Source organism: Rhodosalinus sp. FB01 (assembly GCF_041365715.1).
In the GTDB taxonomy this organism is placed as follows: domain Bacteria; phylum Pseudomonadota; class Alphaproteobacteria; order Rhodobacterales; family Rhodobacteraceae; genus Rhodosalinus.
In genome coordinates, this window is the sequence record NZ_JBGFSH010000012.1 from 1 (window position 1) to 15320 (window position 15320).

17 protein-coding genes and 1 tRNA gene are annotated in these 15320 nt (G+C 69.6%); 7 read left to right on the forward strand and 11 right to left on the reverse strand.

Translation table 11 applies throughout. From position 1 onward, the window contains the following. Positions 1 to 111: 111 nt before the first annotated feature. A complete protein-coding gene (locus AB6A65_RS14625; RefSeq protein ID WP_371039133.1) occupies positions 112 to 960 on the reverse strand; it encodes a sigma-70 family RNA polymerase sigma factor in 849 nt (282 codons plus the stop codon). Positions 961 to 1068: 108 nt separating this feature from the next. On the opposite strand from AB6A65_RS14625, the gene AB6A65_RS14630 reads away from it, so the two are divergent. Genes AB6A65_RS14630 through AB6A65_RS14640 form a run of 3 tightly spaced genes read left to right on the forward strand, consistent with a single transcriptional unit; the run spans position 1069 to position 4140 of the window. Next, complete coding sequence (locus AB6A65_RS14630; protein ID WP_371039134.1) at positions 1069 to 1674, forward strand: MarR family winged helix-turn-helix transcriptional regulator; 606 nt, start codon at positions 1069 to 1071, stop codon at positions 1672 to 1674. Further along, positions 1671 to 2891: a P-loop NTPase gene (locus AB6A65_RS14635; RefSeq protein WP_371039135.1), complete on the forward strand. Its 1221-nt coding sequence runs from the start codon at positions 1671 to 1673 to the stop codon at positions 2889 to 2891. The genes AB6A65_RS14630 and AB6A65_RS14635 overlap by 4 nt, the downstream gene beginning before the upstream one ends. After that, complete coding sequence (locus AB6A65_RS14640; protein WP_371039136.1) at positions 2884 to 4140, forward strand: DUF6522 family protein; 1257 nt, start codon at positions 2884 to 2886, stop codon at positions 4138 to 4140. Before AB6A65_RS14635 ends, AB6A65_RS14640 begins: the two co-directional genes overlap by 8 nt. Before the next feature lie 22 nt (positions 4141 to 4162). Here the strand turns inward: AB6A65_RS14640 and AB6A65_RS14645 are convergent, their stop codons facing one another. From AB6A65_RS14645 to AB6A65_RS14665, 5 genes are all read right to left on the reverse strand, one after another. Next, a complete protein-coding gene (locus tag AB6A65_RS14645; RefSeq protein WP_371039137.1) occupies positions 4163 to 5128 on the reverse strand; it encodes an ABC transporter ATP-binding protein in 966 nt (321 codons plus the stop codon). Next, complete coding sequence (locus tag AB6A65_RS14650; RefSeq protein WP_371039138.1) at positions 5125 to 6153, reverse strand: ABC transporter ATP-binding protein; 1029 nt, start codon at positions 6151 to 6153, stop codon at positions 5125 to 5127. The genes AB6A65_RS14645 and AB6A65_RS14650 overlap by 4 nt, the downstream gene beginning before the upstream one ends. Then, complete coding sequence (locus AB6A65_RS14655) at positions 6150 to 7106, reverse strand: ABC transporter permease (protein ID WP_371039139.1); 957 nt, start codon at positions 7104 to 7106, stop codon at positions 6150 to 6152. Before AB6A65_RS14655 ends, AB6A65_RS14650 begins: the two co-directional genes overlap by 4 nt. Then, entirely contained in the window at positions 7103 to 8092 is a 990-nt protein-coding gene (locus tag AB6A65_RS14660) for an ABC transporter permease (RefSeq protein WP_371039140.1), read from the reverse strand. The genes AB6A65_RS14655 and AB6A65_RS14660 overlap by 4 nt, the downstream gene beginning before the upstream one ends. Before the next feature lie 226 nt (positions 8093 to 8318). Beyond that, positions 8319 to 9896 (reverse strand): ABC transporter substrate-binding protein, encoded by a 1578-nt coding sequence (locus tag AB6A65_RS14665; RefSeq protein ID WP_371039141.1) that lies wholly within the window; start codon positions 9894 to 9896, stop codon positions 8319 to 8321. 257 nt (positions 9897 to 10153) lie between these two features. Between AB6A65_RS14665 and AB6A65_RS14670 the strand changes: the two genes are divergently transcribed. After that, positions 10154 to 10801, forward strand: coding sequence for a cupin domain-containing protein (locus tag AB6A65_RS14670; RefSeq protein WP_371039142.1), 648 nt, complete (start codon positions 10154 to 10156; stop codon positions 10799 to 10801). Between the two features lie 99 nt (positions 10802 to 10900). On the opposite strand, the gene AB6A65_RS14675 is transcribed toward AB6A65_RS14670, so the two are convergent. Then, a tRNA-Thr gene (locus tag AB6A65_RS14675) sits at positions 10901 to 10976 on the reverse strand. Positions 10977 to 11081: 105 nt separating this feature from the next. On the opposite strand from AB6A65_RS14675, the gene AB6A65_RS14680 reads away from it, so the two are divergent. After that, positions 11082 to 11963, forward strand: a complete 882-nt coding sequence (locus AB6A65_RS14680) for a hypothetical protein (protein ID WP_371039143.1) — start codon at positions 11082 to 11084, stop codon at positions 11961 to 11963. Here the strand turns inward: AB6A65_RS14680 and nagA are convergent. Beyond that, positions 11950 to 13107 carry an N-acetylglucosamine-6-phosphate deacetylase gene (gene nagA, locus AB6A65_RS14685; protein ID WP_371039221.1) on the reverse strand — a complete coding sequence of 386 codons (1158 nt, stop codon included), beginning with the start codon at positions 13105 to 13107 and terminating at the stop codon, positions 11950 to 11952. The genes AB6A65_RS14680 and nagA overlap by 14 nt on opposite strands. Beyond that, entirely contained in the window at positions 13086 to 13367 is a 282-nt protein-coding gene (locus AB6A65_RS14690) for a DUF2312 domain-containing protein (protein ID WP_371039144.1), read from the reverse strand. The genes nagA and AB6A65_RS14690 overlap by 22 nt, the downstream gene beginning before the upstream one ends. Before the next feature lie 126 nt (positions 13368 to 13493). Between AB6A65_RS14690 and AB6A65_RS14695 the strand changes: the two genes are divergently transcribed. Continuing rightward, positions 13494 to 13709: a hypothetical protein gene (locus AB6A65_RS14695; RefSeq protein ID WP_371039145.1), complete on the forward strand. Its 216-nt coding sequence runs from the start codon at positions 13494 to 13496 to the stop codon at positions 13707 to 13709. 10 nt (positions 13710 to 13719) lie between these two features. Here AB6A65_RS14695 and AB6A65_RS14700 read toward each other — a convergent pair whose 3' ends face one another. Then, complete coding sequence (locus AB6A65_RS14700; protein ID WP_371039146.1) at positions 13720 to 13932, reverse strand: hypothetical protein; 213 nt, start codon at positions 13930 to 13932, stop codon at positions 13720 to 13722. Between the two features lie 17 nt (positions 13933 to 13949). Then, entirely contained in the window at positions 13950 to 14279 is a 330-nt protein-coding gene (locus AB6A65_RS14705; protein ID WP_371039147.1) for a TraR/DksA family transcriptional regulator, read from the reverse strand. Between the two features lie 151 nt (positions 14280 to 14430). On the opposite strand from AB6A65_RS14705, the gene AB6A65_RS14710 reads away from it, so the two are divergent. After that, a complete protein-coding gene (locus AB6A65_RS14710) occupies positions 14431 to 15294 on the forward strand; it encodes an MBL fold metallo-hydrolase (protein ID WP_371039148.1) in 864 nt (287 codons plus the stop codon). Positions 15295 to 15320 lie beyond the last annotated feature (26 nt).

A 15320-nucleotide genomic window follows, 5' to 3' on the forward strand; every position in this document is an offset into this window, starting at 1 on the left:
AGGCGTATTTACGGATCACAACACACCTCCGCAAGCCCTTTTTTCGTGAAACCGACACATTCCTGTGGAAAACTTCGACGCTCTTGGTCGCGGGTCTGCTCCTCAGGAGTGCTAGGCCGCCGCGGCCGCCCGCGCGAAGGCCTCGCGCAACCGCTCCAGCCCGCGCTCGCGCAATTGGCGCACGCGCTCCCGGGAGATGCCGTAGGTCTCGCCGAGGTCCGCCAGGGTCTGGGGCGGGTCCTGCACGTAGCTCGCGATGACGATCTCGCGCTCGCGGTCGGGCAGCGCCGACATGTGTCCCGCCATCTGCCGCCAGAAGGCGCGCCGATCGAGGCGCGCGCCCACCAGCGCCTCCGAATCGCCCGACGGATCCTCGATCAGATCCTGGATGTCGCTGCCGTCCTCGCCTGCCGCAGGCCGGTTGAGCGAGCCGTCCCGCGCCGCCAGCCGCTGGCGCATCGCCGCGACGGTCGTCTCGTCGACCTCGAGCTCGCGGGCGATCGCGGCGTCCAGCTCCTCGGGGCGCACCTCCCCGGAGAAGGCGAGCCGCGCCTCGACCCGGCGCAGGTTGAAGAAGAGGCGCCGTAGAGCGGGCGAATTGCCCAGACGCACCAGAGACCAGCTGCGCAGGCGGTAATCCTGGATCTCGGCGCGGATCCACCAGGCCGCGTAGGTCGAAAACCGGAAACCACGGTCCGGGTCGAACCGCTCCGCGGCCTTGAGAAGGCCGATATTGGCTTGCTGGACGATATCCTCGTCGGGCGCGCGTCCTGCCCCGCCGGCGCGCCGCGCCACCGAAACCGCCAGCGCGCGATGGGCCGTCACCAGGCGGTTGCGCGCGTCGGTGTCGCCCTCGTCGCGCCAGGCCCGCGCGAGCGCCAACTCCGTCTCGGCGTCGAGGAATTCCGCCGGACGGTCGAGCTTGCTTCGGGAGCGGGACGGGGTGAATGGCTTGTTCATCGGGATCCGAGCAGCAGGGACGCCTTCAAGGGCGCAATCGTTTCGAAACGAAACTATGTTCCTGCGCGGCGGCTTGTCAATATGGTATCGGAACGCTACTTTCGGTCCATGACATCGCGCAGCGCCGACCCAAGCCACACGCCTGACGAGATCGCCGAGATGCTGGTCCATCTCGGACGCGCGGCGCGCGGCGAGGATGCCGCCGCGCGGCTGACGCCCGCGCAGTGGACCGGCCTTCGGTTTTTCGCCCGCGCCAACCGCGCCTCGCGCACACCATCCGCCTTCGCCAGCTTTCACGCCACGACGCGGGGGACCGCGTCGCAAACCGTGAAATCGCTCGAACAGAAAGGGCTGCTCACCCGCAGCCGCTCGGACGAGGATCGCCGCTCCGTGAGGTTCGAGTTGACGAACCATGGCCGCACGATGCTTCGCGCCGATCCGCTGCGTCATCTGGCCCACGCGATCGAGCGCCTGCCGGACCGGCAGCGGGCGGCGCTGTCCGCGGCGCTTCCGGCCGTCGCGACGGACCTCGCGACGATGCGCGGCGCGAGCGCCTTCGGCACCTGCGGCGACTGCCGGCATTTCGCCGGGCGCGACGGCGGCGGATACTGCGCCTGCGTCGCGGCCGAACTCACGCCCGCCGAAATCGGACAGCTCTGCGCGAATTTCGCCGCCGATACCACCCACACCACGGATCCAGAGGAGACGACGTGACCTCCACACCCCCCGATCTCGGCCGACGAGAGGCCCCCGAGCCCTCGAACGGCCTGTCCCACCTTGGCCGCATCATCGCCGTGGCGAGCGGCAAGGGGGGCGTCGGCAAGTCCACCGTGACCACCAATCTCGCGCTGGCGCTGGCCGGGCGCGGGTTGCGCGTGGGTGTGGTGGACGCCGATCTTTACGGCCCCTCGATCCCGGGGATGCTCGGCGTGCCCACACATGAGCCGCCCCTGCTCGACGCGGCGCGAAAGGTCATCCCGGCCGACGCGCACGGGGTGAAGGTGATCTCGATGGGGATGCTCACCGGCGACGACAAGCCCGCGATCCTGCGCGGCCCGATGGTGGCCAAGTATCTGCGCATGTTCGTCACAGAGGTTGCGTGGGGAGAGCTCGACGTGCTGCTGCTCGACCTGCCGCCCGGCACGGGCGACGTGCAGCTTACGCTGGCGCAGGCCTTCCCGCTCTCGGGCGCGGTCATCGTGACGACGCCGCAGGACGTGAGCCTGAAGATCGCGCGGCGCGGCCTGCGCATGATGGAGCAGGTGAAGGTGCCGATCCTCGGCATCGTCGAGAACATGAGCGGGTTCACCTGTCCCGACTGCGGCTCGGTCACCCACATCTTCCACCGCGGCGGCGGCGAGCGGATCGCCGCGGATCTGGGCGTGCCCTTCCTCGGCGCCGTGCCGCTCGACCCGGCCGTGGTCGATTGCGGCGACGCGGGCAAGCCGCTCGTGGTGGCCTACCCGGACACGCCCGCCGCCGAAGCCTACCGCCGGATCGCCCACGAGGTGGCCGGAGAGGTCGAGGGCGGCGGCGGTCTTGCCCTTCCCTTCGACTGGGACTGGCAGAGCGGCGAGGGCAAGCCGCGCGGCGCGCCCGAGGCCGCGCGGCCCGGCGGCACGCCCGAACGGCCCGTCGCGGTGGAAAGCCTGGATGCGCGGACGCTGGGGATCGTCTGGGCCGACGGCCATCGCAGCCGCCACGACGTGCGCGACCTGCGTCTGGCCTGCCGCTGCGCGCAATGCGTCGACGAGATGAGCGGCCGGGCGCTTCTCGATCCGGCGAGCGTGCCGCTCGACATCGAACCGCGCCGCATCTGGTCGCTGGGCAACTACGCCATCGGCATCGCCTTCAGCGACGGCCACCAGAGCGGGATCTACCCCTTCTCGACCCTGCGCGCCATGCAGCCTGCGGAGGTGGAAGATGTCTGAGAGGCTGCGTATCCGCGCCGAACGCGCCGCGAGCGACCCGGACACCATGCGCTTCGTGCTGGAGCGCGCGGTGCAGGAGGGCGCGAGCTGTTCGGCGGACGGGGAGGACGCGGGCGATGCCCCCCTGCCCCGCGCCATTCTCGGCCTCGACGGCGTGCGGACGCTTCATGTCTCGGGGCCGGCAGTCACCGTGACGAAGGCGCCTACGGCCGATTGGGAGGCGCTGAAGCCCTCGGTCGCTGCCGCCATCCGGGAGGTGCTGGCGACGACCGACGCCCCCCTCGGCGCCGGCGCGAAAGCCCCCGGCGCGGCACGGTCCGACGCAGAGGTGCTGCGCGCCGTGCAGCATGTTCTCGACGCGCAGGCCAACCCGGCCATCGCCGCCCATGGCGGGCATGTGGCCGTCACCGACGTGAAGGACGGGACCGTGAGCCTGCGGATGTCGGGCGGCTGCCAGGGCTGCGCCGCCTCCGCCGCGACGCTGCGCCACGGTGTCGAGCAGATGATCCGCACCGCCGTGCCGGAGGTGCGCGAGATCGTGGACGTGACCGACCACTCGGCGGGCACCAATCCCTATTATTCCGACGCCCCCGCCGCACCCTCCGGCGCGACGCCGCTCCTCAACCGGCCCGTGCCCGAGGGCGCGATCAGCCACGAGAACGGGCAGTTCATGGTAGCGCCGGAATATCTCGGCCCGAAGCTCGGCCTCACGGCCGAGGACCTGCGGCAGGCGCTCCGCGCGGGCGAGGCCACCGCGCGCGTCGAGGAAGGCACGGGCCCCGACCGGGGCATGACCCGTGTCACGGTGCGCCACAAGACGCGCGCCTGGTCGGCCGAGATCGCGCCTGACGGCTCCGCGCGCGAGGTCCCGCCGCCGCGCGGCGCAAGCGACGACGACGCGGCCCTGCGCCAGAAGATTCGCAGTCAGGTCGCGGGCGCACCGCCGGGCGACCTGCCGATGACATACGGCGCGCTCGCCCGCGCGCTCGGCATGTACATGCCCGGCGCCGTGCGCCGTGTCACCCGCGCGCTCGAAGCCACCATGGCGGAGGATGCCGCCGCCGGCCGGCCCTTCCTGGCCGCGCTCGTCGTGAGCCGGATGCGCGGCCAGAAGCCCGGGCGCGGGTTCTTCGACGAGGCCGCGCGCCTCGGCCGGGGTCCGAAATCCGGCGAGGACGAGGAGGCGTGGTGGGCCCGCGAACTCGCCAAGGCACGCGCAACCTACCTGGAGCCGACCCCGGCGGACTGACGCGCCGCCCCCCGGTCTGCCGCTACTCCGCCAGGTGGCAGGCGACGCGCGTCCGGCCGATCTGCCGCATTTCGGGCCGTTCCTTCGCACAACGCTCCACCGCGATCGGGCATCGCGGATGGAAGGCACAGCCCGGCGGCGGGTTGATCGCGTCGGGGATCTCGCCCTTCGGAGGCGCGACCTCGCGCCCGAAATCGTCCATGCGCGGCGCGGCATCGAAGAGCATCTGCGTGTAGGGGTGCTTCGGCTCCTCGAAGAGCCGGTCGCGCGGCGCCTCTTCCACGAGCCGTCCGAGGTAAAGCACGCCGATCACGTCGGCCATGTGCTGCACAACGGGGAGGTCGTGGCTGATGAAGAGATAGGTGAGCCCCAGCTCCTCCCGCAGATCGCTCATCAGGTTCAGCACCTGCGCCTGCACGGAGACGTCGAGCGCCGAGGTCGGCTCGTCGCAGACGATCACCCGCGGGTTGGACGCCAGCGCGCGGGCGATGCAGATGCGCTGGCGCTGCCCGCCCGAGAACTCGTGCGGGAACTTGGAGACGTCCTGCGCCGACAGCCCCACCTGTTCCAGAAGCCGCTCCGCCAGCCCCGCCGTCTCGCCGCCCCGTGCCTTCACCGGCTCGGCGATGATGTCGCGCACCCGCCAACGCGGGTTGAGCGAGGCGAAGGGATCCTGAAAGATCATCTGCACGTCGGAGCGGATGCGATCGACCTCGGCCGCATCCGCCGCGCGCGAGAGGTCCACGCCCTCGATCTCGACCGCGCCCTCGGCAGGCGGCACCAGGCCCACCACGCTCTTGCCGATGGTGGACTTGCCGGAGCCCGACTCGCCCACCAGCGCGTAGACCGACTTTGCCTCGACCTCGAAGGAGACGTCGGAGACGGCGGTGAGAAAGGCCCGGGGCCGCCGCTCGAGCACGCGGTTGAGCCAAGGCTTGGACACGTCGAAGACGCGCGTCAGACGACGCACCGAAATCAGCGAACTCATGCGGCGCTTTCCTCCGCGTCCGGGGTCAGCGGGAACCAGCAGGCCGCGCGCCCCTCGCAGGCGGCCAGCGTGGGCGGCGGATCCTGCCGGCACTTGTCCTCGGCCCGATCGCAGCGCGGGTTGAACGGGCAGCCCGCCGGCAGGGCGTTGAGCCGCGGCATCGCGCCGGGGATCTGGCGCAGCCGCTGCCGCCCGAGAGAGGCGAGCGGCGTCGAGGCCATGAGGCCCGCGGTATAGGGGTGGCGCGCGCGCGTCAGCACCTCGCGCACCGGGCCGAGTTCCACGAGCCGGCCGGCATACATGACCGCCACGCGGTCTGCCGCCTCGGCGATCACGCCCATGTCGTGGGTGACGAGCATCACGGCCACGCCCTTCTCGCGGCAGAGCCGCTTCAGCAGCGCGATGATCTGCGCCTGCACCGACACGTCGAGCGCCGTGGTGGGCTCGTCGGCGATCACGAGGTCGGGCTCGGCGCAGAGGGCAAGCGCGATCACCACGCGCTGGCGCATGCCGCCCGAGAACTCGTGCGGGTAGCTGCCGATCCGGGCCGCGGCGGCGGGGATGCCCACCTCTTCCAGCGCCGCCACCGCGCGCCGGCGCGCCTCCGCCTGGCTTACCGGCAGATGCTCGAGGATCGTCTCGGCCAGCTGATCGCCGATGGTCAGCAGCGGGTTGAGCGAGGTCAGCGGATCCTGGAAGATCATGCCGATCTTGTTGCCCCGCAGCTTGCGCAGCCGGTCGCGGGGCAGGTTGTCGATCCGCTCGCCGTTGAGCAGGATCTCGCCCCCCGTGATGCGCGCCGGGGGATCGAGGAGGCCGATGACCGCGTTGCCGGTCATCGACTTGCCGGCGCCGGATTCGCCCACCACGCCGAGGATCTCGCCCGCGCGGATGTCGTAGCTGACCCCGTCGGTCGGGCGCAGCGTGCCCGCGCGGGTGGGGATCTCTACGACCAGGTCGCGGACGGAAAGCACGGGCGGGGCGTTCGCGCCGTCCCGCCCCGGGGTCGGGGTCGTGTCCGTCATCTGAGCCTCGGGTTGAGCGCGTCGCGCAGCCAGTCGCCCAGGAGGTTGATCGACAGCGCGAGCGCGAGCAGGGCAAGCGCCGGGAAGAAGAGGATCCACCACTCGCCCGAGAACATGAATTCCTGTCCGATCCGGATCAGCGTGCCGAGCGACGGCTGTGTCGGCGGTGCGCCGACGCCCAGGAAGGAAAGCGTGGCCTCGGCGATGATCGCGAGCGCGAGGCTGATCGTGGCGATCACCAGCACCGGATTCAGCACGTTGGGCAGGATGTGGCGCAGCATGATCGCGGGGCCCGTGCGGCCGATGAGCCGCGCGGCCTGCACGTACTCCTTGTTCTTCTCCACCATGGTCGCGCCGCGCACGACGCGGGCGAACTGCACCCAGTCGCTGAGCCCGATGGCCAGGATCAGCACCCAGATGGCCATTTCGTTGCGGTATTCGGGCGGCGTGATGCCCTTGGCGATCCCGAAGATCAGCATGGCGACGAGGATCGCGGGGAAGGTGAGCTGCACGTCCGCCACGCGCATGATGATCGTCTCGGTCCAGCCGCCCACATAGGCCGCGATCAGTCCCAGCGTCACGCCCAGCACCATGGCCAGCAGCACGGCGCAGAACCCCACGAAGAGAGAGATCCGCATGCCGAAGAGGATGGTGGAGAAGACGTCGCGGCCCTGATCGTCGGTGCCGAGGATGAAGTAGTCGCCGGTGAACTGGTTCGCCGTGCCGGGCGGGGTGAAGCCGTTCATCAGGTTGAGCGTCGCCGGGTCGAACGGATCGTGCGGCGCGATCAGGGGTGCCAGGATCGCGCCGAGGATCAGGACAAGAACCACGGCGAAGCTGGCCATCGCGACCGGGGAGCGGCGGAAGGAGTAGGCGAAATCGCTGTCCCAGGCGCGCTTGAGGCGGCGCATGGCGCGGGCCTCGCGGACGGGGCTGAGCGGTGCGTCTGTCATGCCGGCTTTCCTCCGGTGCGATCGACGCGCAGGCGCGGGTCGATCGCGAAATAGAGCAGGTCGACGATCAGGTTGATGCCGACGAACATGACCGAGATCATCATCAGGTAGGCGGCCATCACGGGGATGTCGACGAACTGGATCGCGTTGATGAAGAGAAGCCCCACCCCCGGCCACTGGAACACCGTCTCGGTGATGATCGCGAAGGCGATGATGGAGCCGAGCTGAAGCCCGGTGATCGTGATGACGGGCACCATCGTGTTCTTGAGCGCATGGCGGAAGTTGATCGCCCGCTCGCGCAGGCCGCGGGCACGGGCGAAGCGGATGTAGTCCTGCCGCAGCACCTCGAGCATTTCCGTGCGCACCAGCCGCATGATGAGCGTCATCTGGTAAAGCCCGAGCGTGATCGCCGGCAGGATAAGCGCCTTGAGCCCGCTTTCGGTCAGGAACCCGGTCGTCCACCAGCTGCCGACCCGCGTGACCTCGCCCCGCCCGAAGGACGGCAGCCAGCCGAGTTCGACCGAGAAGAGATAGATCAGCAGGATCCCGATCAGGAAGGTCGGCAGCGACACCCCGACGAGCGAGAGGGTCATGATCGTGTTGGCCGCGATGCCCCGCCTTCGGATCGCCGTGAAGACGCCGAGGCCGATCCCCGCCACCAGCGCGAAAAGGCCCGACATGAAGGCAAGTTCCAGCGTGGCCGGAAGCCGTTCGACCAGGATCTCCGACACCTCGCGGCCCTGGCGGTAGGATATTCCGAAATTGCCCTGCGCCGCCTGTTCGAGGAAACGCCAGTACTGCACGGGGAAAGGCTGGTCGAGCCCAAGCTCCATGCGCAGCCGTTCGACATCCGCCTGGGTGCGCTCCTGGCCGAGCATGTTGTCCACCGGGTCGCCGACGAAGCGGAACATGGAGAAGGCGACAAGCCCCACGACAAGCAGGACCAGCAGGGACTGGAACACGCGGCGGATGACATAGGCGAGCATCCCGGCAAACTGTCCGCAAACGGCTGGGGCGTCAAGAACGCGGGCGCATGGCTGACGTGACGACTGCCGCCGCGTGGCCGCGTGCACGCCCCGTCGCGGCGTTCTGCCGGCCGCCCGCTCTATGCCCCGGCGGTCGAACGCACGACCACAAGATGGCCGGGAAGGCGGTTCGAAAAGGAAAGGGCGGCCCTCAGACCGCCCTTTCGCCGTTCCTTGCCGGATCGGCTCAGTTCATTTCGAAGAACTTCATCTTGGGATCGTCCTCGGGGCTCACCTCGATACCCACGCGGTCCGTCATGCCCCAGTTGAGCACCTGGTGGTGGACCGGCAGGTAGAGCGTCTCTTCCTGCACGACTTCCCAGATCGTGGCGATCATCTCGTTGCGCGCCTCGAGATCGGTTTCGGAGGCGAGCATCTCGATCATCTCGTCGATCTCGGAGGTCGAGAAGCCGGTGTTGTTCCAGCTGCCGCGCTCGGATCCGCGGGTGTGGACGAGGAAGTTGAAGATGTATTCCGAATCGTAGGTCGGCACGCCCCAGCCCAGCATGTAGAAATCGGTCTCGCCGTTGGTGATCAGCGGGAAGTGCTGCGCCTTGGGCTTGGCGTCGAGGTTCACCGTGATGCCGATCTGGGCCATCATCCCCACGACCGCCTGGCAGATCGCCTCGTCGTTGACGTAGCGGTCGTTAGGGCAGTCGAGCTGGATCGAGAAGCCGTCGGCATAGCCCGCTTCCTCCATCAGCGCCTTCGCGGCGTCGACATCGGTCGAGATCTGGTCCATCTCGGCAGTCCAGCCGTTGACGAAGGGCGGCGCGATCATGCCTGCGGGTGCGGACTGGCCGCGCATCACGACCTGCTGGATCGCCTCGCGATTGATCGCCAGATTCATCGCCTTGCGCACGTTCACGTCCGCCAGCGGGTTCGCGCCGACCACGTCGTCATTGGCGATGTCGTCCGCCCCGAGGTTCAGCCCGAAGAAGATCGTGCGGTTCTGCGGGGCGGTCTTGACGACAAGGCCCTCGGTCTCGCCCACGCGGCCCAGGTCCTGCACCGGCACGTCCTGGATGAAGTCCACCTCGCCCGACAGGAGCGCGGCGACGCGGGTGGCGGCGTTCTGGATCGGGGTGTAGACGATCTCGGTCACCTCGAGCGGGAACATGTCCTTGCCCCAGTAGTTCTCGTTCTGGGTCAGGACCGTCCGCACGTCGGGCTCGCGGCTGACGAGCGTGTAGGCACCGGTGCCCATCGCGTTGGTGGCGGCGAAGGTCGTCTCGCCGCTCTCGACGTCCTGCACCTCGACCGCGCCGTTGGCCTCGGCCCAGCCCTTGTCCATCATGAAGAGGTTGGTGAGGTTCGCCGGCAGGATCGGGTTCGGACCGTCGGTCACGAATTCGACGGTGTGATCGTCGACCGCGCGCACCTCGACCACGGAGGAGAGCAACTCCTTCATGTTGGACTTTTCCGACTTCGCCCGGTTGATCGAGAACACCACGTCCTCGGCGGTGAACTCCGAGCCGTCGTGATATTTCACGCCCTGGCGCAGGTTGAACACCCAGACGTTCGGGTCGTCCGCGGACGGCGCCCAGTCGGTGGCGAGCGCCGCCTGGAACTGGCCGTCCATGTCCCGGATGATGAGCGGCTCGTAGATCTGGTGGGCGAGGGTATGGGTCGGTCCCTCGTTCTGGGCGGGCGGGTCGAGCGTGAGCGAGTCGCCCGCCCGCGCCCAGCGCAGCGTCTCGGCGGACGCGCCCGCGGCGGTCGTCACGAGAAGGGTGGTCGCCAGAAGGGCTGTCGTGCGTTTCATGTCTGTCTCCCTGTCGGTCATGGCCGCCCCGTTGCGCCGGGGCGGATGGTGGCGCGAGGATAACGCAACGGGCGGGACGGGCAACAGGCAGCTTCGGGCGACCCGGGGGCAGCCCCCCGGCGGGGGCCCGCGCGCCGCGGGCGGCCTTCGGGCGCGAAGCGGGTGTTGCGCCGGGCCGGTTCGCCCTATGTCTGGCACGACAGCAAGCACCCGCGTGCAGCCCCGTGGGGCCGCGCCAGCCCGAAAGGACCGTTTCGATGAGGATCAACGCCGATTTCTCCAGGCGCGTCGTGGTCAGCTTCGACGCCAGCGACTGGGTGCCCTCGCCGATGCCGGGCGTGGAGCGCAAGATGCTGGATCGCATCGGCGCCGAGGTCGCGCGCGCCACCAGCATCGTGCGCTACGCGCCGGGCAGCGCCTTCTCGGCGCATACCCATGACGGCGGCGAGGAGTATCTCGTGCTCGACGGCACGTTCTGCGACGAGCACGGCGCCTTTCCGGTGGGCAGCTACGTCCGCAACCCGCCGACCTCCCGCCATACGCCCTCGGCGCCCGACGGCGCGACCATCCTCGTGAAGCTGCACCAGTTCGACCCGGCCGACCGCACTGAGGTTCACGTGGACACCGCGGCGCGGGACGCCCCGCGCCTGCCGCTCTTTTCGGACAGCCGCGAGGATGTGGCGATCGAACGCTGGGCGCCGGGCGCCGAGGTATCGATCGACGCCCCGGGCGGGATGGAGGTCTTCGTGCTCGAGGGCGACTTCGCCGAGGCCGGCGACACGCTGCGCCGGTGGGACTGGCTGCGCCTGCCGCCCGGAACGGCGACCAAGGCCAAGGCCGGCGCCGATGGCGCGCGCGTCTGGGTGAAGTCCGGCCATCTCGTTCACGTCCCCGCCGATGCCTGAGGCACCGAACGCCGCAGCCCTGCGACGCGCAGACCGGACGATGACGTGACGGTCGTTCCCGGGCAGAAGAACCGGGGCCGCTTCGGCTGACTTGCGGGATGGTGCCGGCACCAGGGATCGAACCCGGGACCCCCTGATTACAAGTCAGGTGCTCTACCAGCTGAGCTATACCGGCCCGAGGGCTGCGTTAGACGATCGCGCGTCGTCTGTCCAGCAAAGGACGCCCGGTTTGACGCAACTGCGGGCGCGGGTATAGCTGCGGCGCTGACGGAGGAGCGGCATGAAGGTCATCATCCACACCGGCGCACACTGCACCGACGAAGACCGGCTGCTCAAAAGCCTTCTGCGCAACGCCGACACGCTGCGCGGGGCCGGTGTGGCGGTGCCCGGACCGGGGCGCTACCGGAAGCTTCTGCGCGACACACTGACCTCGATGCGCAAGACCGCGCCCGCCGAAGACGCCCGCGAGGTGATCCTCGACGCGATCCTCGACGAGGACCCGGACGCTGTGCGCCGGCTGGTGCTCTCGAACGACAGCTTCTTCGCGGCCCCGCGGCTGGCGCTCGCGGGCGGGACGCTCTACCCGCTGGCGGAGGAACGGCTGGCCTACCTCGCCGAACTGCTGCACGAGGACGAACTCGTGATGGCCATGGGGCTGCGCGACCCGGCAAGCTTCCTGCCCGCGCTCTTCGAAAGCTCCAAGCATACCGATTTCGACGAGATGCTCGACGGCGCCGATCCGGAAACGCTGCGCTGGTCGGACCTCGTCATCCGCATCCGCGACGCGCTGCCGGGACTGCAGATGCTTCTCTGGTGCAACGAGGACACGGCCTTCGTCTGGGCCGACGTTCTGCGCGCTGTGGCCGGGCTGCCCTCCGAGACCGACCTGGCCGGGGATTTCGACGTGGCCTCGGCGATCCTGACCGACCTGGGCGCCGCGCGGCTCAGGGGATACCTCAAGGAGGCCCCCCCGATGAAGCCGGCGCAGCGCCGGCGGGTGATGGCCGCCTTCCTCGACCGCTACGCGGACCCCGGCAAGGTGGAGGAAGAGATCGACCTGCCGGGATGGGACGCGGCGAAGCTGGAGCGGCTCAGCGCCGCCTACGACGCGGACGTCGCGCGCATCGCGGCGATGCCCCAGGTCCGCTTCATCCGGCCCTGATCTCGGCCCCTCCCTGCCAGACGCGGGCGAGCGAGAGAGCCTCGTCCAGAAGCACCATGTCCGCCCTGAGCCCGGGCGCAAGGCGCCCCGCGCGCAGCCCGGCGACCCGCGCCGGGATGGAGGTAGCCATGGCGAGCGCGCTGTCGCGGTCGAGGCCCACCGGCCCGGTCATCACCGAAAGCGCGCCAGCCATGTCGAGATCGGCGCCCGCAAGCGTGCCGTCCTCCAGCGTCAGACGCCCGCCCGCGCGACGGATCTCTCGTCCGCCAAGATGAAAGCGCGCCGCGTCCGTTCCCGCCACGGCCATCGCGTCGGTCACAAGGAAAAGCCGTCCGGGCCCGGCCTTGGCGCGCAACGCCACGCGGATCGCCGAGGGATCGACGTGGACCCCGTCCGCGATCAGCCCCGCATCGACCGTACCCGCCTCGAGCGCCGCCCCGACGAGACCCGGCGCCCGCGCCGTGAGCTGCGACATCGCGTTGAAGAGATGCGTGACGGCGCGCGCGCCCGCCGCGAAGAGCGCGGCGCACGCCTCGGCCGGCGCATCCGTATGCCCCAGCGAGACCAGCACCCCGGCCCGGGCGAGCGCGGCGACCTGGGCGGGCGTGACCGCCTCGGGCGCCACCGTCAGCATCAGCAGGGAAAGCCGCCGCGCCGCGTCCAGATAGAGATCGAGATCGTCCTGCGTCATCGGGCGCAGCCGCGCCGGGGCGTGCGCGCCCGGCCGGGCGAGATGCGGCCCCTCGAGATGAAGCCCCGCGACGCCCGGCCACCCCGCGCCCACCACGGCCGAGATGGCGGCCCGCGTCGCCTCGGGCGTGTCGCTGACGAGCGTGGGCAGGATGGTCGTCGCGCCGAGCCGCGCATGGGCGCGGGCGATGCCGGCGACCCCGTCGGCCGAGAGCGCCTCGCCCAGCATGGCGCCGCCGCCGCCGTTCACCTGCAGATCGACGAAACCCGGGGCCAGCAGGCCGCCCGCCAGACGCTCCACCGCGACCTGCCGGGGCAGATCGCTTTCGGGCAGCACGGCGGCGATGTCCCCGTCCTCAAGAAGGACGGCGTGCCCGCGACGCGTCCGCGTGCCGTCGAAAACCTCCGCCCCGGTCAGCGCGCGGGTGCCGTTCAGGCCATGCCCAGCGCGGATTTGTACATCTCCAGCACCGCCTCCTCCTCGGCGATGTCGTCGGGCTCGCGCTTGCGCAGCGCGATCACCTTGCGCATCACCTTGGTGTCGTAGCCGCGCGCCTTCGCCTCGGCCATGACCTCCTTCTGCTGATCGGCGATTTCCTTCTTCTCGGTCTCGAGCCGCTCGAACCGCTCGATGAACTGGCGCAACTCGTTCGCGGCGACGCCATAGGCGTCAGCCGTGCCGCCCGCGCCGTCCCGCTCGGCGAAATCCTGCATGGCACCCTGCCTCCGTGCTTTGTGGGGAAGCTACTTGCTAGCGCCCTGCCGGCCCCCTCGCAAGGGGTTGCCGGGGGCGCCCCGATCCACTAGCTCGCCCGGCATGGCGCGGCGAGGAGAAGGCGCATGGACATCTTGATCTGGAGCGGTGCGGCCCTCGCGCTCCTGGGATTGGCGGGCCTCGTCTGGAGCATCGCGACGGTGGCCGGCGCCAAGCGCGCGAAGCTCGACGACGACGAGATGCGCGCGGTCCTGCAAAAGGCGCTGCCGCGCAACCTCGCCTCGCTCGGCCTCTCGGTGATCGGGCTCATGGCCGTGATCGTGGGCGTGGCGCTCGCCTGACGGCGCGCGCTCAGACCGGCAGGTTGTCGAACCTGTCCTCGATCAGGTCGTCGGGCTCCTCCTCGTCCGCCGCGCGGAATTCGCGCGCCTTGAGCCGCGCGACCAAGTCCTCCAGACGCAGGAGCAAGTCCTCGCGCAGCGTCTCGTCGGCCTCGGGCAGGCGCTTCTCGATATCCGCGATCTCGGCTTCGAGCCCGGTCGTCTCAGACGTTTCGTCCGCCATGGCGCTTCCCCCTCGGGTCATGTGTTCAAAGATGCCGCGCAATCCGCACAGAACGGCGTGGCCGGCAGCACATCGAGGCGTGCGGGGTTGATCTCTTTCCCGCACTTGACGCAGTGGCCGTATTCTCCCTCGCGGATGCGCTGAAGCGCGGCACGAATGCGGCGGACCTCTTCCTGTCCGGCCTCGCCCAGCGCCTCGAGCACCTCGTCCCCCTCGCGTTCGACCGCGTCTTCCTCCCAGTCGCGGGAATGCGGCTCGTCGAGCTCGGCCTCGATGGAATGCAGCCTCGCATCCAGTTCGCCGAGGCGCGCCAGCAAGGTCGCGCGGTGGTCTTCAAGGGTGGCCATTCAGTCTCTCTCCTCGGATGAACTTCGGGCAGCATGTCGGTCAAGGTGCCCGCTTGCCTTGACGCAGGTCAAGACGATTGCCGAGCCGCGTGGCCCTTGATACACATTCCCGAAATTGTATATGTTGCAGCGCAACGAAGGGAGACGCCCCATGAAACCAGAAGTCAAAGCCTTCTTCGACGAAGCGACCAACACGATTTCCTACGTCGTGCGCGAGCCCCACGGCAAGGCCGCCGCGATCATCGACAGCGTGCTGGACTTCGATTACGCTTCCGGGCGCACCGACACGCGCTCGGCCGACGCGATCATCGAGCATGTCAGGGCCGAGGACCTCGATCCCGTCTGGATCCTCGAGACGCACGTCCACGCCGACCACCTCTCCGCCGCACCCTACCTGCAGGAGAAGCTGGGCGGCCGGATCGGGATCGGCGAGAACATCCGTATCGTGCAGGACACCTTCGGCAAGATTTTCAACGAGGGCACCGAGTTCCAGCGGGACGGCAGCCAGTTCGACCGGCTTTTCAAGGAGGGCGACAGCTTCCACATCGGCCAGCTGCGCGGCGACGTGCTGCACACGCCGGGCCATACGCCGGCCTGCCTGACCTACGTCATCGGCGACGCGGCCTTCGTGGGCGACACGCTCTTCATGCCCGATTTCGGTACCGCGCGCTGCGACTTCCCGGGCGGCTCGTCCGAGACGATGTACGACTCGGTGCAGAAGATCCTCGCCCTTCCCGACGAGACGCGCATCTTCGTCGGCCACGACTACAAGGCGCCGGGCCGCGAGGATTACGCCTGGGAGACGACCGTGGGCGAGCAGAAGGCGAAGAACGTCCACGTGGGCGGCGGCAAGTCGAAGGACGACTTCGTGCGCATGCGCGACGAGCGTGACGCGACGCTGAACATGCCCAAGCTCATCATCCCGTCGCTCCAGGTGAACATGCGCGCCGGGCAGATGCCGCCGGCGGACGATCAGGGCGACGTCTTCCTCAAGGTGCCGGTCAACAAGATCTGACCGGCGCATGATTTGGCCCCGGCGCG